This is a genomic window from Paraburkholderia silviterrae, assembly GCF_004353915.1.
In the GTDB taxonomy this organism is placed as follows: domain Bacteria; phylum Pseudomonadota; class Gammaproteobacteria; order Burkholderiales; family Burkholderiaceae; genus Paraburkholderia; species Paraburkholderia silviterrae.
Genome location: NZ_SMRP01000016.1, coordinates 100,948 through 118,605, shown reverse-complemented (window position 1 = coordinate 118,605; position 17,658 = coordinate 100,948). Strand labels below are relative to the sequence as shown.

14 protein-coding genes are annotated in these 17,658 nt (G+C 63.4%); 2 read left to right on the top strand and 12 right to left on the bottom strand.

Annotation, left to right across the window (positions count from 1 at the left end; all coding sequences use genetic code 11):
- Positions 1 to 95: 95 nt before the first annotated feature.
- The 5 genes from EYW47_RS26555 to EYW47_RS26535 all read right to left on the bottom strand — a co-directional run bounded on the left by EYW47_RS26555 (position 96) and on the right by EYW47_RS26535 (position 5,944).
- Positions 96 to 2,480 (bottom strand): tetratricopeptide repeat protein, encoded by a 2,385-nt coding sequence (locus tag EYW47_RS26555; RefSeq protein WP_133197814.1) that lies wholly within the window; start codon positions 2,478 to 2,480, stop codon positions 96 to 98.
- 225 nt (positions 2,481 to 2,705) lie between these two features.
- Positions 2,706 to 3,005 carry a putative quinol monooxygenase gene (locus EYW47_RS26550; protein ID WP_133197813.1) on the bottom strand — a complete coding sequence of 100 codons (300 nt, stop codon included), beginning with the start codon at positions 3,003 to 3,005 and terminating at the stop codon, positions 2,706 to 2,708.
- Between the two features lie 57 nt (positions 3,006 to 3,062).
- Complete coding sequence (locus tag EYW47_RS26545; protein WP_133197812.1) at positions 3,063 to 4,160, bottom strand: NADH:flavin oxidoreductase/NADH oxidase; 1,098 nt, start codon at positions 4,158 to 4,160, stop codon at positions 3,063 to 3,065.
- Between the two features lie 303 nt (positions 4,161 to 4,463).
- Positions 4,464 to 5,147, bottom strand: a complete 684-nt coding sequence (locus tag EYW47_RS26540; RefSeq protein ID WP_133197811.1) for a type 1 glutamine amidotransferase domain-containing protein — start codon at positions 5,145 to 5,147, stop codon at positions 4,464 to 4,466.
- A 194-nt stretch (positions 5,148 to 5,341) separates the two neighbouring features.
- Positions 5,342 to 5,944, bottom strand: a complete 603-nt coding sequence (locus EYW47_RS26535; protein WP_133197810.1) for a TetR/AcrR family transcriptional regulator — start codon at positions 5,942 to 5,944, stop codon at positions 5,342 to 5,344.
- Positions 5,945 to 6,026: 82 nt separating this feature from the next.
- Here EYW47_RS26535 and EYW47_RS26530 point away from each other — a divergent pair, with 82 nt between their 5' ends.
- Positions 6,027 to 6,677 carry an SGNH/GDSL hydrolase family protein gene (locus tag EYW47_RS26530; protein WP_133197809.1) on the top strand — a complete coding sequence of 217 codons (651 nt, stop codon included), beginning with the start codon at positions 6,027 to 6,029 and terminating at the stop codon, positions 6,675 to 6,677.
- A gap of 224 nt (positions 6,678 to 6,901) precedes the next feature.
- On the opposite strand, the gene cyoD is transcribed toward EYW47_RS26530, so the two are convergent.
- The 5 genes from cyoD to EYW47_RS26505 all read right to left on the bottom strand — a co-directional run bounded on the left by cyoD (position 6,902) and on the right by EYW47_RS26505 (position 12,665).
- On the bottom strand, positions 6,902 to 7,231 hold the full coding sequence (gene cyoD / locus EYW47_RS26525; RefSeq protein WP_028218809.1) for a cytochrome o ubiquinol oxidase subunit IV: 330 nt from the start codon (positions 7,229 to 7,231) through the stop codon (positions 6,902 to 6,904).
- Positions 7,232 to 7,843, bottom strand: coding sequence for a cytochrome o ubiquinol oxidase subunit III (cyoC, locus tag EYW47_RS26520; protein WP_133197808.1), 612 nt, complete (start codon positions 7,841 to 7,843; stop codon positions 7,232 to 7,234).
- Positions 7,843 to 9,876 (bottom strand): cytochrome o ubiquinol oxidase subunit I, encoded by a 2,034-nt coding sequence (gene cyoB, locus EYW47_RS26515; RefSeq protein ID WP_133197807.1) that lies wholly within the window; start codon positions 9,874 to 9,876, stop codon positions 7,843 to 7,845. Before cyoB ends, cyoC begins: the two co-directional genes overlap by 1 nt.
- Before the next feature lie 6 nt (positions 9,877 to 9,882).
- Positions 9,883 to 10,770: a ubiquinol oxidase subunit II gene (cyoA, locus tag EYW47_RS26510; protein WP_043285347.1), complete on the bottom strand. Its 888-nt coding sequence runs from the start codon at positions 10,768 to 10,770 to the stop codon at positions 9,883 to 9,885.
- Between the two features lie 350 nt (positions 10,771 to 11,120).
- Positions 11,121 to 12,665 carry an NADH-quinone oxidoreductase subunit M gene (locus EYW47_RS26505; protein WP_133197806.1) on the bottom strand — a complete coding sequence of 515 codons (1,545 nt, stop codon included), beginning with the start codon at positions 12,663 to 12,665 and terminating at the stop codon, positions 11,121 to 11,123.
- Positions 12,666 to 13,407: 742 nt separating this feature from the next.
- Between EYW47_RS26505 and EYW47_RS26500 the strand changes: the two genes are divergently transcribed.
- A complete protein-coding gene (locus EYW47_RS26500; protein ID WP_133197805.1) occupies positions 13,408 to 13,887 on the top strand; it encodes a hypothetical protein in 480 nt (159 codons plus the stop codon).
- 77 nt (positions 13,888 to 13,964) lie between these two features.
- Here the strand turns inward: EYW47_RS26500 and EYW47_RS26495 are convergent, their stop codons facing one another.
- Complete coding sequence (locus tag EYW47_RS26495; protein WP_133197804.1) at positions 13,965 to 15,332, bottom strand: sugar efflux transporter; 1,368 nt, start codon at positions 15,330 to 15,332, stop codon at positions 13,965 to 13,967.
- A 595-nt stretch (positions 15,333 to 15,927) separates the two neighbouring features.
- Positions 15,928 to 17,646: an acid phosphatase gene (locus EYW47_RS26490; protein WP_133197803.1), complete on the bottom strand. Its 1,719-nt coding sequence runs from the start codon at positions 17,644 to 17,646 to the stop codon at positions 15,928 to 15,930.
- Between the last annotated feature and the right edge of the window lie 12 nt (positions 17,647 to 17,658).

Below are 17,658 nucleotides of genomic sequence, written 5' to 3'. Positions count from 1 at the left end.
CCCGGGCCGCCCGCGCCGGTTCGCAAGCTGGCCGAACGGCCTAATCCATCCTGCCAGCCGCTTCAGCGCGATTTCACCTCGATTTCATCGCGATTTCACGACGCGCTTTCTGGCGCGTCGGTCACCGCTCCCCTTTGCTCGCGCCACATCGTTTCGTAAGCGGCCTCCATGCCCCTCGCGAAACGTACGCCGTCCATGAGCGGCGACGCCTCCATGCGCGCGCGCAATGAAGCGCGCAGACCGGCCAGCCGTGGCAGATCGTTCGACAGTTCAACAACGGTTCGCACGAATGCGTCGTCGGAAAACGCGGCGAGCTCGTCGAGCCCGAGATTCGCCAACTGAGACAAGCCAGCGCGCCCCGCGCACGTCGCACCCACGCGCGTGACCACCGGCACGCCCATCCACATCGCGTCGAGGCTCGTGGTGTGACCGTTGTACGGCAACGTGTCCAGCGCGAGATCGATCTCATGATACGTGCGCAAATAGGCGTCGCGCGGCTGAAACGCCGCGAAGCGCACACGTGCGCGATCAATGCCGTGGCGCGCCAACCGTGCCGCGAGACGCTCGCGCGCATCGCCTTGCGGCGCCATCAGCAGCAATCGCGCATCGGGCAGCGCCGCGAAGACCGCAGCCCAGAGATCGAGCGTAGCGTCAGTCAGCTTGCACGGGTTATTCAGGCTGCCTAGCGTCACATAGCCGGCGCTCTCGGCCGGCAGCCCGTTGACGGCCGGCTCCACCGCGAGAGGGTCATAGCACCAGAACGTGTCAGGCAGGCGGATTGAACGTTCGCTGTACTGACTGTCATGCGAGGACGGGTCGAGATATGGATCGGTCAGGCGGTAATTCATGGCGTCGAGGCCGGTCGTGCCCGGATAGGCGAGCCACGCGACCTGCACCGGTGCTGCCTGACGCGCAAACAGCAAAGGCCGGCCATCGGCCATGTGCATCGCCAGATCGACGAGAATATCGATGCCGTCCGCGCGGATTTTCTCGGCCAGCGCGGCATCGCCGAGCGGGCGCACGTCGTGCCAGACGTCCACGTGCGTAGCGAGGCGCGTGGTAATGGTGTCGGGACGCACGACGCTCGAATACGCGTGGATCTCGAAGCGCGTCCTGTCGTGGTTCGACAATAGCGGCATCATGAAAAATGCCTGGCAATGCTCACGAAAATCCGCCGATACATAACCGATTCTCAGGCGCCGCCCTGAAGCGCGCACCGGAGCCTGCGCAACGCGAGACGCGCGCAGTGGCATTTCGTGCTGCGCGGCCCAGCGGCGCGCTTCGGCAAGAATCGCCGCGGCATCGGACGACTGGAACGAAAGTGCATAGAGCAAATTGCTATGCGCGGTCAGGTTGCCGGGATCGCTCGCCAGCGCCTGACGCAGGCACACGATGCCGTCCTCTAGCTCGCCGCGGTCCTTGAGCACGTTGCCGAGGTTGTTCAGCGTGGCCGAGTGCGTGGGTGCGAGCGCCAGTGCCTTGCGCAGCAAGACGCACGCTGCATCCTGGCGGCCGAGCGCGCGCAACAGGTTGGCCGCATTGTTATAGGCGTCGACGAAATCGGGCCGCGCCTGAATGGCCGTTTCGAACGCCTCCATTGCCGCCTTGTGCTCGCCCAGCTCGCGACACACGTTGCCGAGATTGTTCGCCGCTTCGGCATGCCCGGGCTCGATCTCGAGCACTCGCCGATACTGCGTCTGCGCCTCGCGGCCATGGCCTAGCGCATGCAGCGCGTTGCCGTAATTGAAGGCCGCCGGCGCGAAGGCCGGCGCGATCGCCACCGCACGCGCGAGCACGTCTGCGGCCTCCTGCGGATTCTCGCACTCGATCAACACCGCGCCGAGATTCACGAGCGCGGCCGGCGACCCGGGTGCCGCAGCCACCGCCTCGCGCAGCAACCCCTGCGCCTGCTCGTGCCGGCCTTGCGCCTGCAGCAGCGTGCCGAGGTTCGTGAGCGCGTCCGCGTTGCCGGGTTGCGCCGCCAGCGCGCGCTCGTACGCGGACTGCGCCAACGCGGGCTCGTTGCGCAAACGGCAGCAGTTGCCGAGATTATTGAGTGCGTCGGCCCGGCGTGGATCGCGTTGCGAAACCGCTTCCCACGCCGACGCCGCTTCATGCAGCGCGCCCTGTGCCTGCAGCGCGCTGCCTAGCCCGAACCATAGGTCGGGATCCGCGTCATCCTCATCGAGCAACCCGCGATAAATCGAGGTGGCTTCTTCGTAACGATGTGCGAGCGCGAAGGCCTGCCCCAATGCCTCGCGATACCGTCGATCGCCAGGTTTGAGATCGAAGGCGCGCGTAAGCCACGCGATGGCTTCCTGATAGCGCCCCTCCTGAACGTCGACTACGCCAAGCCGGAATACCGCGTCGCTGTGTGACGGATCCAGATCGACAATACGACTGTAAGTTTCGCGCGCAGACGCAAGATCGCCTGCGAGATGCCGTTCGTGAGCACGCTGAAAAAGGTCTTCGATCTGCATTCGGATGAGCCAGTCTGGGAGCGACAGCCCGATTTTAATTGGCCGCATTGGCGGATCGAAGAAATATTCACGACGTCGACCAGCGAGCCCTGAAATTTATTCTGGACTACGGCTTAATACCCTGCTGGGACGCGCGCATTGGCGTAAAGCGAATCATGCGCCGGGCATCGCAACGCCCGGCGGCTTGCTTCGAATGCGCTCAGGCATGCGGCCGAATTCGCGGCTTCACGCCGCGATATCCACACCCTTCAACACCTTGACGTCGACCGGTTCGGCCAGCCAGTCGCCAATCTTGCCGCGAAACGCCACGTAATGCGCGCTCTCACGATGCGCTTGCACCGCCGCTTCGTCCACATAGGTTTCGTAGATATAAAAACCCGGTGCGCCATCTGCGCGACGTAGCAGGTCATAACGGCGATTGCCCGCTTCATTGCGCGTCTGCACCACCATGTGACGCAGTTCCGCCTCCAGTTCGGCAACGTGTTCGGGCTTCGGCGTGATGCTCGCAAAGAGATAGATGCTCATCGATATTTCCTTATCGTCAACGAAATTGCCGATGGGCAATATTGCCCATCGCCCTGCTTAACTCACCTTATAGCGTTCGAGCCAATGCGCGTACGGTGTGGGCAGCGTCCATGCCGCGCGCTCGACCTTCAACGCTTGTGCGGCAAAGTACGGCCAATGCGGGTTCGCAAGATGCGCGCGGCCGACCATCACGAGGTCCAGTTGCTCCGAGGCCACAGAGCGCTCGGCCAACTCCGGCGTGCCGATACCCCATGCCGACGACACCGGCAGACCCACGGCGCGGCGCACCTTTTGCGCGATCGGCGCGAGGAAGGCCGGCGCCCAGGGAATCTGCGCGGTCGGCGTGGTGAAACCCACGCTCACGCTCAGCATGTCGAGCCCTTCGCGCTTGAAGCCCTTGGCCAGCTCGATCGACTCGGCAAGCGTCTGCTCGTCGCGACCATCGTATTCGATGACGCCAAAGCGCGCAGTCAACGGCAGGTGCTCCGGCCAGACCTTGCGCACGGCAGCCAGCGTTTCCAGAAGGAAACGGCTGCGGTTTTCGAGGTTGCCGCCATAGGCGTCGGTGCGCTGGTTCGAATGTTCCGAAAAGAAACTCTGGCCCAGATAGCCATGCGCGAAGTGCAGCTCGAGCCATTCGAAACCGGCGTCGAGCGCCCGCTTCGCCGCCGCGACGAAGTCCTCGCGCACGCGCGCAATATCGTCGAGCGTCATCGCGCGCGGGACTTTCGGCAGATGCGCGCCGAACTCGATCGGGGACGGCGCGATCGTCTGCCAGCCGCGCTCATCGCCTTCGGCGATATGGTCGTCACCCTCCCATGGGCGGTTCGCGCTCGCCTTGCGGCCCGCGTGCGCGATCTGGATGCCCGGCACCGCGCCGGCCGCCTTGATCGCGGCGACTATCGGCGCAAAGGCCTTGGCCTGCTCGTCGTTCCAGATGCCCGTGCAGCCCGGCGTGATGCGGCCTTCCGGCGAAACCGCCGTGGCTTCGACAATCACGAGGCCCGCGCCGCCACGCGCGATTTGCGTGTAGTGGGCGTGATGCCAGTCGTTGACCCTGCCGTCGACGGCCATGTACTGACACATCGGCGGCACGGCAATGCGGTTGCGCAGGGACACGCCCTGGAGCTTGAACGGTTCGAACAATGCAGACATCTACTGCTCTCCTGTGTCGACCAGAGTGGCCGCCTGAGTGGCCGACTGAGGTCTCGTGATGGTTGCGATGGACGCAAGCCGCCGGGCGCGCCGCAGCTGGCGTTGCCGGGAGGAAATGAAGATCGGGAGCGGATGGAGGCAGCGATTGCCTCGCCGCCTTCAGCCTGGGACCGGCGGTTCAAAACTGGAGAAACGGCAAAGCAAAGCAACCGGACGCGACACGCGCGCGGAGCGTCCGGCCGAAAGACTCGAGACTCAACGGGCCGCGCCAGCAATCGATCGCAGACGGCAGAGCGTCTGCGCTCACTTGCTGCGCAGCGCCGCGAGCAGCGCCTCGGCTACAGGTTCCGACGAAGCCGGGTTCTGCCCGGTGATGAGCAGCCCGTCGGTCGCGAAGTGCGGCGCCCAGTCCGCGGCTTTCGTGTACTTGCCGCCGCTTTCCTTCAGCATGTCCTCGACGAGGAACGGCACCACGTCGGTCAGCTGCACGGCGGCTTCTTCGCTGTTCGAAAAGCCGGTGACCGCCTTGCCCGCCACCAGCGGCCGGCCGTCCGCGCCCTTCACGTGACGCAGCACGCCCGGTGCATGGCACACGGCCGCGACCGGCTTGCCCGCCGCAATCGTCTTCTCGATCAGCGCGATCGAGACCGGATCTTCCGCGAGATCCCACAGCGGGCCGTGGCCACCAGGATAGAACACGGCGTCGAACGCGCTCGCGTCCACGTCGGCGAGACGTTTCGTATTGGAAAGTTCTGCGCGCGCCGCGGCGTCGGCGTTGAAGCGGCGCGTCGCATCGGTCTGGGCCGAGGGATCGCTGCTCTTCGGATCGAGCGGAGGCCGGCCGCCCTTCGGCGACGCCAGCGTAATCTGCGCACCCGCGTCGCGCAACGCGTAGTACGGCGCGGCGAATTCCTCCAGCCAGAAACCGGTCTTCTTGCCCGTGTTGCCGAGGTCTTCGTGCGAAGTCAAAACGATCAGTACCTTCATCGGCGTTCCTCTTTTCTGTGATGTCCGGGCGCTCGCGCGCCCCGCGAAACCGGTCGGCACGGCATGCTTCCCGCACGCTATTAGACCGGTCGTCTATTCACTTGCCGCACCAAACGGCCCTTCACACATGGCGCCCGCTCAAGGGCGCCGGTTCACTGCATTCCTGTTGCTGCGTGGCCTGGATTCGCGTTCGATCAATCGCCGGGCGGCAGGTTCAACAATTGCCGCGTGGTCGCCATTGCAACGTCGAGCGGGCTGCGGTCGCGGCGGATCTTTTCCATCAGCGTTGCACCAAGCCAGAGTTGGTACAGTGCCGCCGCCGTCACGGCGGCGTCGCTCGCGCCCGCGAGCGATCCATCGGCCCGACCTTCCTCGATGCAGGCGGCGATGCGCCCGACGATCTCGTCGGTGCCGCGGCGCAGGACCGCGCGCATTGGCTCCGAGAGGTCGCTCACCTCCGCGCCCAGCTTCACCGCGAGGCATTTGCCATCGGGACCGTCCGCGCACTGCAGCGTGCGCCAATGCTCGAAGTACCCTATGAGCCGCATGGCCGGTGTATCCGTCTGGCGCCCGAACTGCGCCTCGAGGCGTTCCACGTACTCGGCGAAATACGACGTCAGCAATGCTTCGCCGAACGCCTCCTTCGAGCCGAAATAGTGATAGAACGACCCCTTGGGGACGCCGGCGGCCGCGAGGATCTCGTTGAGACCCACTGCCGAAAAGCCTTTGCCCAGCAGGATGGGCATGGCGGTATCGAGGATGTGTTGCCGTACTTCGACGGCTGGCGCTGCGTTCATGGATTGCCATGTTACAGGCCGAATAGACCAGTCGTCTAGTAATCTCACGTTTAGCGTAGTGCCATTACCCGGAGAGACTGTCATGTCGTCACGCACCCTGCTCTGTTACGGCGATTCCAATACCCACGGCACCAAGCCGCTCAACCTGCCCGGCGTGCTCGCGCGCTTCGGCCCCGCCGACCGCTGGCCCGGCGTGCTGGCCGCCGCGCTCGGCAGCGAGTGGCACGTGATAGAGGAAGGTCTGCCCGCGCGCACGACGGTTCACGACGACCCGATCGAGGGTCATCACAAGAACGGCCTCGCGTACCTGCGCCCGTGCCTGGAGAGTCAGTTGCCCGTGGACGTGGTCGTGCTCATGCTCGGCACCAACGACCTCAAGGCGCGTTTTTCCGTCACGCCCACCGACATCGCCAATTCGGTCGACGTGCTGCTCGAAACGCTCGTCGCATGTCGGGCGGGACCGGGCGGATCGACGCCGCACGTTCTGCTGATGGCGCCGGCGCCGATCGACGAAGTGGGCTTTCTCGGCGAGATCTTCGTGGGCGGCGCAGCCAGGTCGCGCCTGCTCGCGCCGCTCTACGAGCGCGTGGCGGTGAAACACGGTTCGGCGTTTCTCGATGCCGGGGAAATCGTAAGAGTCAGCCCCACCGACGGCGTGCACTACGAAGCCGATCAGCACCACAAGCTCGGCAAGGCCGTCGCAGAAGTCGTGCGGCAGCGCTTCGGCAACTGAGCAGCAACTGAGCGACACCTGCGCAGCGAAGGCGCGGCCGTCGCACACTTTCCGAAGAGAAACGGCCGCGCACGCGTTCCACGATCGGAAACTCCACCCGAACGAAGCGTTTCCGAAGCGAAATCCCGCGCCCAAAATGAAAAACGCCGCCGGGCCGAAGCCCTGGCGGCGTTTGCCTGATCGTTACGCCCGGCACAAGCACCGGACGCAAGCGCGACAAGCCATTAACGCGACATCATATTCATGCCGACGTTGTGCATGACCCACAGCGTGCCGCCGACGATGATCGCCACCGTCAGCACCGTATAGGTGAACGCGGTCACGTTCCAGCGCTGGCTCGACGACGTGTTCATGTGCAGGAAGAACACGAGGTGCACGAGGATCTGCACGACGGCCAGCGCGGCCAGGCCGAGCAGCGCGGTTTCGCGCGAGAAGCCGCCATGCAGCACGAGCCAGAACGAAGCGGCCGTGAGCACCACCGCCAGGACGAAACCTGCCAGATAGCCGCCGAGGCTGCCGTGGCTTTCTTCTTCGTGGATGGAATGAGCACTCATTTAGATCACGCTCGCAAGATAAACAAAAGAGAACACGCAGATCCAGACGATGTCCAGGAAGTGCCAGAAAAGGCTCAGGCACGACAGACGGCGGATTTCGCGCTCGCCGATTTCCGGCGCCTTGAGGGTCTGCACCATCAGCACGACCATCCAGATCATGCCCATCGTCACGTGGAGACCGTGGGTGGCCACCAGCGTGAAGAACGACGAGAGGAACGCGCTGCGTTGCGGACCCGCGCCTTCTTCGATCAGGTGCGCGAATTCATGCAGTTCGAAATACAGGAAGGTCGCGCCCAGCAGGAACGTGACGGCCAGCCAGAACAGCACCTGGCCGGTACGCTTCTTGTACGCGCCGATCATCGCGAAGCCGTACGTGATGGACGACAGCAGCAGCACTGCCGTTTCCATCGCGACGCCCGGAATGTCGAACAGGTCCTTACCCGTCGGGCCGCCTGCGAACTGGTTCTGCATCACGGCGAACACTGCGAACAGCGAGCCGAACAGAATACAGTCCGTCATCAGGTACAGCCAGAAGCCGAACACCGAGTGTGACGGCGGGTGATCGTGGTGATCGTGCTCCGCGAGTGCGGCCGCACTTGTATTCGTCAACATCAGTTGGCCTCCAGTGCTTCTTCAACCTTGCCACGGCGTTGCTTGTCAGCGAATGCCTTGACCAGTGCGCGGCTGCGCATTTCTTCGTCCGCCCGGACCTTGGCGGCCGGGATGTAGTAGCCCTCGTTCTTCTGGAAGCTGTAGCCGATTGCCGTCGCGAGAATGCCGACGAAACCAGCGATGGCCAGCCACCAGATGTGCCAGATGCCTGCGAAGCCCAGCACGAGGCTGAACATGCCGATAAAGAGACCGGCGCTCGTATTCGAGGGCATGTGGATGTCGGTGTACTTCGTGTTTGCGACGTCCACGGTCTCGCGGCCGGTTTCCTTCAGGTGTGCGAATTCGTCGAGCTCGCTCACGTGCGGGATGACTGCGAAGTTATACGACGGCGGCGGCGACGAGATCGCCCACTCCAGCGTACGGCCGCCCCACGGATCGCCCGTCAGGTCGCGGTTTTCCGGCAGGTTGCGGTCGCGGATCGAAACATACAGCTGTGCGAACTGATGCACGATGCCGATCAGCACGAGCACGGCGCCAAACCAGGCGATGAGCATCCACGGATGCCATGCCGGGTTGTCGTAGTGGTTCAGACGGCGGGTTGCGCCCATGAAGCCGAGCACGTACAGCGGCGTGAACGCGACATAGAAGCCCGTGAGCCAGAACCAGAATGCACGCTTGCCGAGCTTCTCGTTGAGCTTGAAGCCGAACGCCTTCGGGAACCAGTAGTTCATGCCGGCGAGATAGCCGAACAGCACGCCGCCGATGATCACGTTGTGGAAGTGAGCGATCAGGAACAGCGAGTTGTGCAGCACGAAGTCCGCGCCCGGGATCGCCATCATCACGCCGGTCATGCCGCCGATGGTGAAGGTGACCATGAAGCCGAGCGTCCACAGCACCGACGAGTTGAACTCGAGGCGGCCGCGGTAGATCGTGAACAGCCAGTTGAAGATCTTCACGCCGGTCGGGATCGAGATGACCATCGTCGCGATACCGAAGAACGCGTTCACATCGGCGCCCGAGCCCATCGTGAAGAAGTGGTGCAGCCACACGACAAACGCCAGCACCATGATCGCGCAGGTCGCGTAGACCATTGCCTTGTAGCCGAACAGCGGCTTCTTGGCGTACGTCGCAACGACTTCCGAGAAGATACCGAACGCCGGCAGGATCAGGATGTACACCTCAGGGTGACCCCAGGCCCAGATCAGGTTCAGGTACAGCATGGCGTTACCGCCGCCATCGTTCGTGAAGAAGTGCATGCCCAGGTAGCGGTCGAGGCCGAGCAGCGCGAGCGTGACGGTCAGGACCGGGAACGCGGCCATGATCAGCACGTTCGTGCACAGCGCCGTCCACGTAAACACCGGCATCTTCATCAGCGTCATGCCAGGGGCACGCATCTTGATGATGGTGACGAAGAAGTTCACGCCGGTCAGCAGCGTGCCGACACCCGAGATCTGCAGCGCCCACAGGTAATAGTCGACGCCTACCCCTGGACTGTATGCAAGCTCCGAAAGCGGCGGATACGCGAGCCAGCCCGTCATCGCGAACTCACCCACGACGAGCGAGATCATCAGCAGGATTGCGCCGACCGCGGTCATCCAGAACGACAGCGAATTCAGGAACGGGAACGCGACGTCGCGTGCACCGATCTGCAGCGGCACCACGATGTTCATCAGGCCGACCATGAAGGCCATCGCCATGAAGAAAATCATGATCACGCCGTGCGCCGTGAAGATCTGGTCGTAGTGGTGCGGCGGCAGATAGCCCGGCGCGTTGTACGCGAGCGCGAGCTGGGTACGCATCATGATGGCGTCGGCAAAGCCGCGCACGAGCATGATGAGGGCGAGCACGATGTACATCACGCCCAGACGCTTGTGGTCGACGCTCGTCAGCCACTCCGTCCAAAGATACTTCCACTTACCGAGGTAAGTGATGCCTCCAAGCACGAAGGCGCCGATCAGCGCCATGCCGATCATCGTGCCGACAATAATCGGCTCGTGATACGGAATGGCATCCAGTGTAAGTTTTCCGAACATGCCCGCTTACCCCTTGGTCACGCACGACGGGTCACTGAAGTTCGTGACGTGGCCGTTGTTGTACTTCGCAATGATGTTGTTGAAGAGCTTCGGGTCGACCGTCGAGAAGTACTCAACCGGAGCCTTCTCGCTCGGCTTGGCAACCGTCGCGTACTGATCCATCGAGAGCGACGTCGAGGACGCCTTGACCTTCTGGACCCACGCGTCGAAGTCTTGCTGGTTCGTTGCGATCGTGCGGAACTTCATGTCCGAGAAGCCCTTGCCGCTGAAGTTCGCCGAGAGGCCCGCGTAGTCGCCCGCTTCGTCCGCGATCAGGTGCAGGCGCGTCTGCATGCCCGCCATCGCATAGACCTGGGTGCCCAGCTGCGGGATGAAGAACGAGTTCATCACCGAGTCGGACGTAATGCTGAAGTTCACGGGCGTACCGACCGGCACCGCCAGCTGGTTCACCGTGGCAATGCCGAGGTCCGGATAAATGAAGAGCCACTTCCAGTCCAGCGCGACCACTTCGACGTTGATCGGCTTGACGTTCGATTCGATCGGCTTGTACGGGTCGAGCTCGTGCGTGGTTTTCCACGTGAGCACGCCGAGGAACAGAATGATCAGCGTCGGGACAGTCCAGACGACGATCTCAATGGCCGTCGAGTGCGACCATTTCGGCGCGTAGGTGGCGTTGCGGTTCGATGCGCGATAGCGGTACGCGAACCACAGCGTCAGGACGATCACAGGGATCACCACAATCAGCATGGCCCAGGTGGAGGTCGCGATCAGCGACTTTTCCGCCATGCCCACGCTGCCTTTGGGGTCGAGGACTTCCAAGTTGCATCCGGAAAGACACATGGCCAATCCGGCACTGACGGGAAGCAGTAACCTTTGCAAGGTCGTTCTTTTCATCACGTTTGCCTGAAATTCATTCATTGAATAGTTCCGGACGCGTCCCCTGACAAGCGACAAAGGAAGCGCGCCCGAATCATACAGCCGCTTTGATCGAAGACAATCAATGAATGCAGAAAATGACCTTTGTCAAAACGGAATCGAGACACTTTGTCGCATGTGTTTGCGAGGTTTGTCGCGCCTCGGGAACACACGCACGTCGTGCCCTACTCCGCACTTGACATCGATCCGCCGCGGCTCTTTTCGAATCTCAATATTCGAAAACTGCTGGACGCACTCGCGCGCCGCGCCGCCTCATGGCGGGGCGGCGCGCAGGTGCGCCGTCATTCTTTACTGATCTATTACTTGCTTTACGTCGGCGAGTGCGCGGTACGGGCTTCCGTACCCGCGCGCACGGGTTCCGTTTGCGCGGCATCTTCGACGGGTTGCTTGGTGCGGCCGGCCTGGGTGACGAGGTTCGCCGCCGAGAGCTCGATCGCGTCGGTCATGGGCTTCGGATAGAGGCCCACGGCCAGCACCAGCGCTGCGAGCGAAGCGAAGATCAGCGTTTCGCGGCGGCCGAGATCGGCCAGCTTCGCAACGCTCTTGTTCGCCACAGCGCCAAAGATCACGCGCTTGTACATCCACAGGGTGTACGCAGCGCTCAGAATGACGGTCGTCGCGGCAATCGCGCCGACCCAGAAGTTCACGCGGATGGCGCCCATGATGACCATGAACTCGCCCACGAAGCCCGACGTGCCCGGCAGGCCGAGGTTGGCCATGCAGAACAGCATCATGAAGGTCGCGTAGCGCGGCATCACGTTGACGACGCCGCCATAGGCCGAGATCGTGCGCGTCTTCGTACGGTCGAACAGCACACCGACCGAAAGCAGCAACGCGCCCGAGACGAAACCGTACGAGATCATCTGCACGATCGCGCCTTCGGTGCCGATCTGGTTGAAGAGGAACAGGCCCAGCGTCACGAGGCCCATGTGGGCGACCGTCGAGTACGCGAGCAGCTTGGTCATGTCGGTCTGCGCGAGCGCGAGCAGGCTCGAGTACACCACGGCCACGAGCGAGAGCGTGATGACGACCGGTGCGAAGAAGTGCGCGGCGTCAGGCGTGATCGGCAGCGTGAAGCGCAGGAAGCCGTAGCCGCCGAGCTTGAGCATGGCCATCAGCACGGTCGCGCCGGTGGGCGCTTCGAGGTGGACGTCGGGCAGCCAGGTGTGGAACGGCCACATCGGCACCTTGACCGCGAAGGCCGCGAAGAAGCCGATGAAGACGAGAATCTGCGGAACGAAGCCGAGCGAGACGTTATGCCAGACCGACATGTCGAAGGTGTGCGACTGGCTGTAGAGGTACAGCATCGACAGCAGCATCAACAGCGAGCCGGCCAGCGAGAAGAAGAAGAACTTGACCGCGGCGTAGCTGCGGCGCGCGTGGCCCCACGTGCCGATCAAGAGGTACAGCGGAATCAGCGTCGCTTCGAAGAACACGAAGAAGAGCATGCCGTCGGTTGCCGCGAACGTGCCGACCATCAGGCCCGAGAGAATCAGGAACGCGCCGAAGTACTGGGCGACGCGCACCGTGATCGACGTCCACGAGGCAATCACGATCACGAGCGTGGTGAACGCGGTGAGCACGACGAGCCACATCGAAATGCCATCGATCCCGAGACGCCAGGCCACACCGAAGTCGGGCAGCCAGTTGCGGAACTCGACGAACTGCATGCCGGCGACGTGGTTGTCAAAACCAGTGATCAGCGGCAAGGTCAACAGCAGGCCAACGACGGCGCCGATCAACGACAGCCAGCGTGCGCGCTGCGGATGACGATCCGATCCGACGCGCAGCACTGCCACGCCGAACAGGATGGGAATCCAGATCGCCAGACTCAGGAATGGAACGGATTGCATTTCAACGGGACCTCAAAAATGCGGAGCGAATAGCTTCGTCAGCGCACGGACTTGTACGCAAGCAACTTGAAAGATTGACGTGGGGTGGAAATCGGACCAGACAGGCTGTAATGAATTCGTCAGCTACAAGGCGAAATGCAACACACGTTCAAGGGTTAACGAGGGTAATCGGAATATGGAAGTTTTGCAGCGCAACAACACGGGTCGAATCGAAAATTGACGCAAGTCATTGTTTTTATTCAAAACTGCACTAAGGCGAAATACAACAAATTGCTCGGCAGACATCTTTTTTGATCACGAAAGCGCCTCTCGTAGCCGTCAGGGCGGGCCCAGGAGCGACATGACGTCGCGCTGCGCGGCCCGAATAATACCTTACTTGTTTCTTTCGGTTCAATGACTTATGCATCGCGACATGGCCCCTGGAACCGTGCCAGCCCCGCCCCGCGCGCGTTTGCGCGGTGCAAAAAAAAGCCCCGGCCGTTTGCAGGCCGGGGCGAACTCTCACGGTGCGCCAGCGGCGCTGGTACACGCATGTCCGGCACTTTAGCCCCTTCCGGCCCCCCAATTAAGCGGCCTGACTGGAAAAGTCCTTTCTAGCGCGCCATGGGATCGGGGTGCTGCCGCTCGCACGCTGGATGCTTCTGATCTGGCATCGATTTATTTTGCAAATGCGAATCATTTGCATTTACGCAGGATTTGCAGCACCATGGAGCCCTTGCCGCCCGACACGACAGGAGGCTTCATGACCCCGACCGCCCGATTCGCCAGAAATGACACGTTGCTCGACGAAACCTTCGTCCAGCATCCCGATAGCGCCGAACAAACCGTGCTGCGCGCGGTGCGCACCTGGCTGCGTCCGCACTGCGACGCTTCGGCCAAGTCCGAAGGCTGGCGCGGCGTGCTCGCCGATGCCGGGCTTGCCGCGGACGGCATCGACCACTTCGCGTTGCTGATGACCACCCTGTGCCGCGCCTCGTGCCGCCCGCTCGACACGCGCTGCCGCTGCGCGTCCGAACTGGCGAAGGACGAAGGCTCGCTGTTGCAGGTGATCGCGCTGCTGCAGTCGACGCGCAGCGAGGCCGCCGTGCAACTGCTCAACGACTGGCTGCCGATGCCCAGCGTGAGCGGCATGCTCAAGACGGCGCGCTGGTTCGCCATCGCACTGCTCGACGCGGGGCTGCGGTTGAGCCACCGCGCGCGCCGCGTCACGTACATGCACTGAGCGCTTCGATGCCGCGCGCTCTTGCACCTTTCACGATTAATTTGGATGACTGATCAATCTGTCGTGCACTTCTCGGTCTACTCGCGCCCGGAACGCGACCGGAGACGCTCCCTCATATAGCGTCGTGCGGCACGCGCCATCTGCGGGTACAACTCGCCCGGAACAGCGAATAACACGAGCGCGCAAAGCGCGAGCACGGCGCAGAACAGGAACGTGCCGCGATACCCGAACGCCTGCACGAGCAAGCCCGAGAGCACGCCGGAAAGGATCGAGCCCAGCCGCGCGGAGTTGAAGAACAGCGCCGTGGCACGCCCGGGCGATTCGGGCATCAGATCCTGCACGTAGGTCATGCCCAGACACGACGTGACGGCCACCACGAAGGCGTTGAGGATCTGCATGGGAATGAGCGCGTGCACGCCGGGCGCCGCCGACATCGACACGAAATACAGTGCGTGCACAACGGCACAGGCAGCGAGCCAGTGCAATTTGTTCAGGCGCGACGCCTTCGCGCCGAGCGCGAGCATCATGGGAATCTCCATGAAGGCGCCGAGACCAAGCATGATCGAGACGTCGATGCGCGTGCCCTGCAGGCCGTGCACGATATAGAGCGGCAGCACGATCATCGTCGCGTTGGCGGCAAGGCCGATGAGCGTGAGCGCAACCACGGTGCGCATGATGTCGCTCTGCGAGACGTCGGGCCCGCTCACGTGCACGCGCTGCTTCACCGCCGGCTGGACTTCGGCCTGGGTAAGCGGCTGTCCTTCGTAGGGCGCCACCGCCTCTTCGGCAAGCTCCTGCGCGACCTCCCCTGCCGTGGGCCGCGTCATCAGATGCTGTGTGGCGTGCTCGTCCAGGCGCGGCTCGCGCATGCGCCAGACGATCGTGCCGCAAGCGGCGAAGCTCGCCGCCGCGAACAGGAAGAGCCCGTAGAAGCCGGTCGCCGCGAGCACCAGCGCACCGACCGCCGGCCCGAACACCCAGGCCGCCGAAAGAATCGTGCGCAGCGTGGCGCTCGCGAAGGTGCGCTCGGCGTCGTCGACGGCCGGCAATGCCGCGCGGCTGAACGAGAACACGAGCGAAAGCGCGCAGCCGCCCGCGCCGATGAACGCAATGCCCACCGCGAGCAGCAAGCGGTAGTCGCGCACGATGCATAAGCACAGATAGCCGAGCGTGGCCGCACCCAGCGAGGCAAGCAACAGCAGCCGATGCTTGCCTGTGGCGTCGCTCCAGCGCCCGGCCACCGTGCTGGCAACCACGCCGCTCGCGGCGATCGCGGTCATGAACACGCCGAGCCGCAATGGCGTCATGCCGGCACGTTCGACGCCGAACAAGGACAGATACGGCGCGGTGAACGACATCGCCACGCCCAGCATCAGGGTGGCGCCGGCAAGCGGCAAAAAGCCGGGAATACGCAGAAGACCGACAAGGCGCGAGTTCTTGAGCACGGCGCGACGCTGAAGGGGGAGAGAAATCGCAACACGCGAGGTGTCGCGAGTCAGGCGTATCGAGCGCGATTATCGGGCGCGAGCCGGGCCTCGTGCAAGGCGGTTGCAAGCCGTGTCAGCATATGGGTGCGCTATCCACAGATTTTGTTGAGAGGCCTGTGCGTAACCATGGGACGACTGTGGCAAGTATCTGATGCGTATCGGATTGTGCCCACCGTTTCCGAATGCAGCAGATTCGCAGCGGATACGAAACGCGGCGTTGGGCTTGTCCACAGATTTTGTTCACAGCCTTGTGGGCAACCTTGGGACATCCACGCTAAGTCTATGATCGGAAACAGCAAGTGTGCAAAAGCCACAACGGATGCACAAATTTTGGGCGAAAAAGTTGTCCACAGTTTTTCTGGACAACTCTGTTGATAACCGCCTGGGGATCTCGCCAACTCATTGATCGGACGGATAGTTCATCGATTCAGTCACGGAAGCGGCAACTGAGTTTCCAATGAGCAACCCCCGCTCATCGACTTCGGGGCATGCGATGGCGGCGAGCGCGTTTCGCTTCTGGCTTTCTAGCGCCCGCACGGCCATCGACACGGCATCACGCCAGATCGAGCGCCCCCGTGAGATCACCCGGCGGCGTCTGCCCGCGCGTGGCGAAGGCGCGATCGCGGGACGCCACGCCGTCGAGCGGCGCGAGTCCGTGCACACGGCTGATGAAGCGCAGGATCGAGTTCGTGTCGTAGAACGCGTGATCCACATAGCCCTTCTTCGCGAACGGCGCGATCACGAGCGCCGGGATGCGCGAGCCCGGCCCCCAGCGGTCGCCCTGCGGCGGCGCGACGGGGTCCCACCAGCCGCCGTTCTCGTCGTGCGTCATCACGATCACCGTATTCGCCCAGTGCGGGCTGCGCTGCAGATGCTCGATCACGGCGGCGATGTGGCGGTCGCCCGACGCCACGTCGGCGTAGCCCGCGTGCATGTTCAGGTTGCCTTGTGGCTTGTAGAACGTGACGGCGGGCAGACGTCCGGCGTCGATGTCGGCGAGCAGGCGGTTGGTGGCCGGCTCGTCGCCGAGACCCGCATCGCGCAGATGCCGCGCGCGCGCCGCCGTGCCCGGCGCATAGTTGGCAAAGTAGTTGAACGGCTGATGGTGATACTGGAAGTCGGGCACGGCTCCCGTGTCGAGATGGTCTAGCGCGTACTGCCAGGCGCCGCTGTACCAGGCCCAGTCGACGCCCTTCGCCGAGAGCCGGTCGCCGATCGTCGCGCAGGTTTGCGGCGGCATCACGCGCGGATTGGCAGGATCGGCCCATGCAGGATTGCCGTCCTCGGCGGGCCGCACGCTGCTCGGCTGATACGGCGGCGCCATCGTGTTGACCGCATAGCCGTCGGGCGTGAAGAGACCGTCGTTCACGAACTTGGGCGGCCCGCCGAGCGCCGAAGGCGGGCAATTGGGCGCGAGCTTCAAGCGCGTGCCGAGCGGATCGTCGCCTTCGACCACGGAGACGAGATGCTTCGCGGGGCTCGACTGAATGTCGGGATAGTACGGCGCCTGCGCGGAGATCAGATAGATGTGGTTGAGCCAGGAGCCGCCAAACGCCGCCATGAAGAAATTGTCGCAAAGCGTGTATTGCTGCGCGAGTTTCCAGAGCCGCAGTGAATCGGCGGAATTCTCGTAGTAGCCCATCACGAGACCACCCGAATCGCCCCACGCGGCGAACTGGTCGTTGCGGCCCGCGTTGATCTGCATTTGATTCTGGTAGAAGCGATGGATGAGATCGCGCGTGATGATTCCGTTCGGCAACGGATGGCCATGCGCGTCTACGATGCGAAACGGCCGGTTCTCAAGGCCGGCGATGGCCTGCTCGCCGATCATGTAGCGCTTGCCGTCGAGTTCCTGCGCCTGCGGGACCAGGCCGCCCCAGATCTTGGGCAATTGCGCGAGCGGCGTCTTGCCGTCGCGGTCGAGCTGCGTGTAGCGCTGCGCGGGCACGCCGGAGAGCGGCGTCTGCACGCCAGGGAAATTGCCGTAGAGGTTGACGAAGCTGCGGTTCTCCGCATAGATCACGACGATGTGGCGCACCTGATCGCGCAGTGCCGCGTCGAGGCGCGTATCGCCTGCGCTGCGAGGTGCCGCGCCCTGCGTTTGCCCGGGCGACTGGCAGCCGCCGAGCGCGAGTCCCACGCCCACCGCTGCGATCCCGCCCAGCACGCGCCGGCGGGCAGGATCCTGCGGACCGTCATGGTCGGGGCCGCCGTGAGCATCGAGCTCTTGCTGGTTGTCCTGGTTTGCTGCCTTCGGGTCGTCATGCTTCATCGGCCTGCCTCC

Excerpts from the sequence above, each read along its gene's own strand:
- cyoA (WP_043285347.1), bottom strand. The coding sequence starts at position 10,770 with ATGAAAAGAACGACCTTGCAAAGGTTACTGCTTCCCGTCAGTGCCGGA.
- EYW47_RS26500 (WP_133197805.1), top strand. The coding sequence starts at position 13,408 with ATGACCCCGACCGCCCGATTCGCCAGAAATGACACGTTGCTCGACGAA.
- EYW47_RS26530 (WP_133197809.1), top strand. The coding sequence starts at position 6,027 with ATGTCGTCACGCACCCTGCTCTGTTACGGCGATTCCAATACCCACGGC.
- cyoD (WP_028218809.1), bottom strand. The coding sequence starts at position 7,231 with ATGAGTGCTCATTCCATCCACGAAGAAGAAAGCCACGGCAGCCTCGGC.
- EYW47_RS26535 (WP_133197810.1), bottom strand. The coding sequence starts at position 5,944 with ATGAACGCAGCGCCAGCCGTCGAAGTACGGCAACACATCCTCGATACC.
- EYW47_RS26505 (WP_133197806.1), bottom strand. The coding sequence starts at position 12,665 with ATGCAATCCGTTCCATTCCTGAGTCTGGCGATCTGGATTCCCATCCTG.
- EYW47_RS26550 (WP_133197813.1), bottom strand. The coding sequence starts at position 3,005 with ATGAGCATCTATCTCTTTGCGAGCATCACGCCGAAGCCCGAACACGTT.
- EYW47_RS26555 (WP_133197814.1), bottom strand. The coding sequence starts at position 2,480 with ATGCAGATCGAAGACCTTTTTCAGCGTGCTCACGAACGGCATCTCGCA.
- cyoB (WP_133197807.1), bottom strand. The coding sequence starts at position 9,876 with ATGTTCGGAAAACTTACACTGGATGCCATTCCGTATCACGAGCCGATT.
- cyoC (WP_133197808.1), bottom strand. The coding sequence starts at position 7,843 with ATGTTGACGAATACAAGTGCGGCCGCACTCGCGGAGCACGATCACCAC.
- EYW47_RS26490 (WP_133197803.1), bottom strand. The coding sequence starts at position 17,646 with ATGAAGCATGACGACCCGAAGGCAGCAAACCAGGACAACCAGCAAGAG.
- EYW47_RS26545 (WP_133197812.1), bottom strand. The coding sequence starts at position 4,160 with ATGTCTGCATTGTTCGAACCGTTCAAGCTCCAGGGCGTGTCCCTGCGC.
- EYW47_RS26540 (WP_133197811.1), bottom strand. The coding sequence starts at position 5,147 with ATGAAGGTACTGATCGTTTTGACTTCGCACGAAGACCTCGGCAACACG.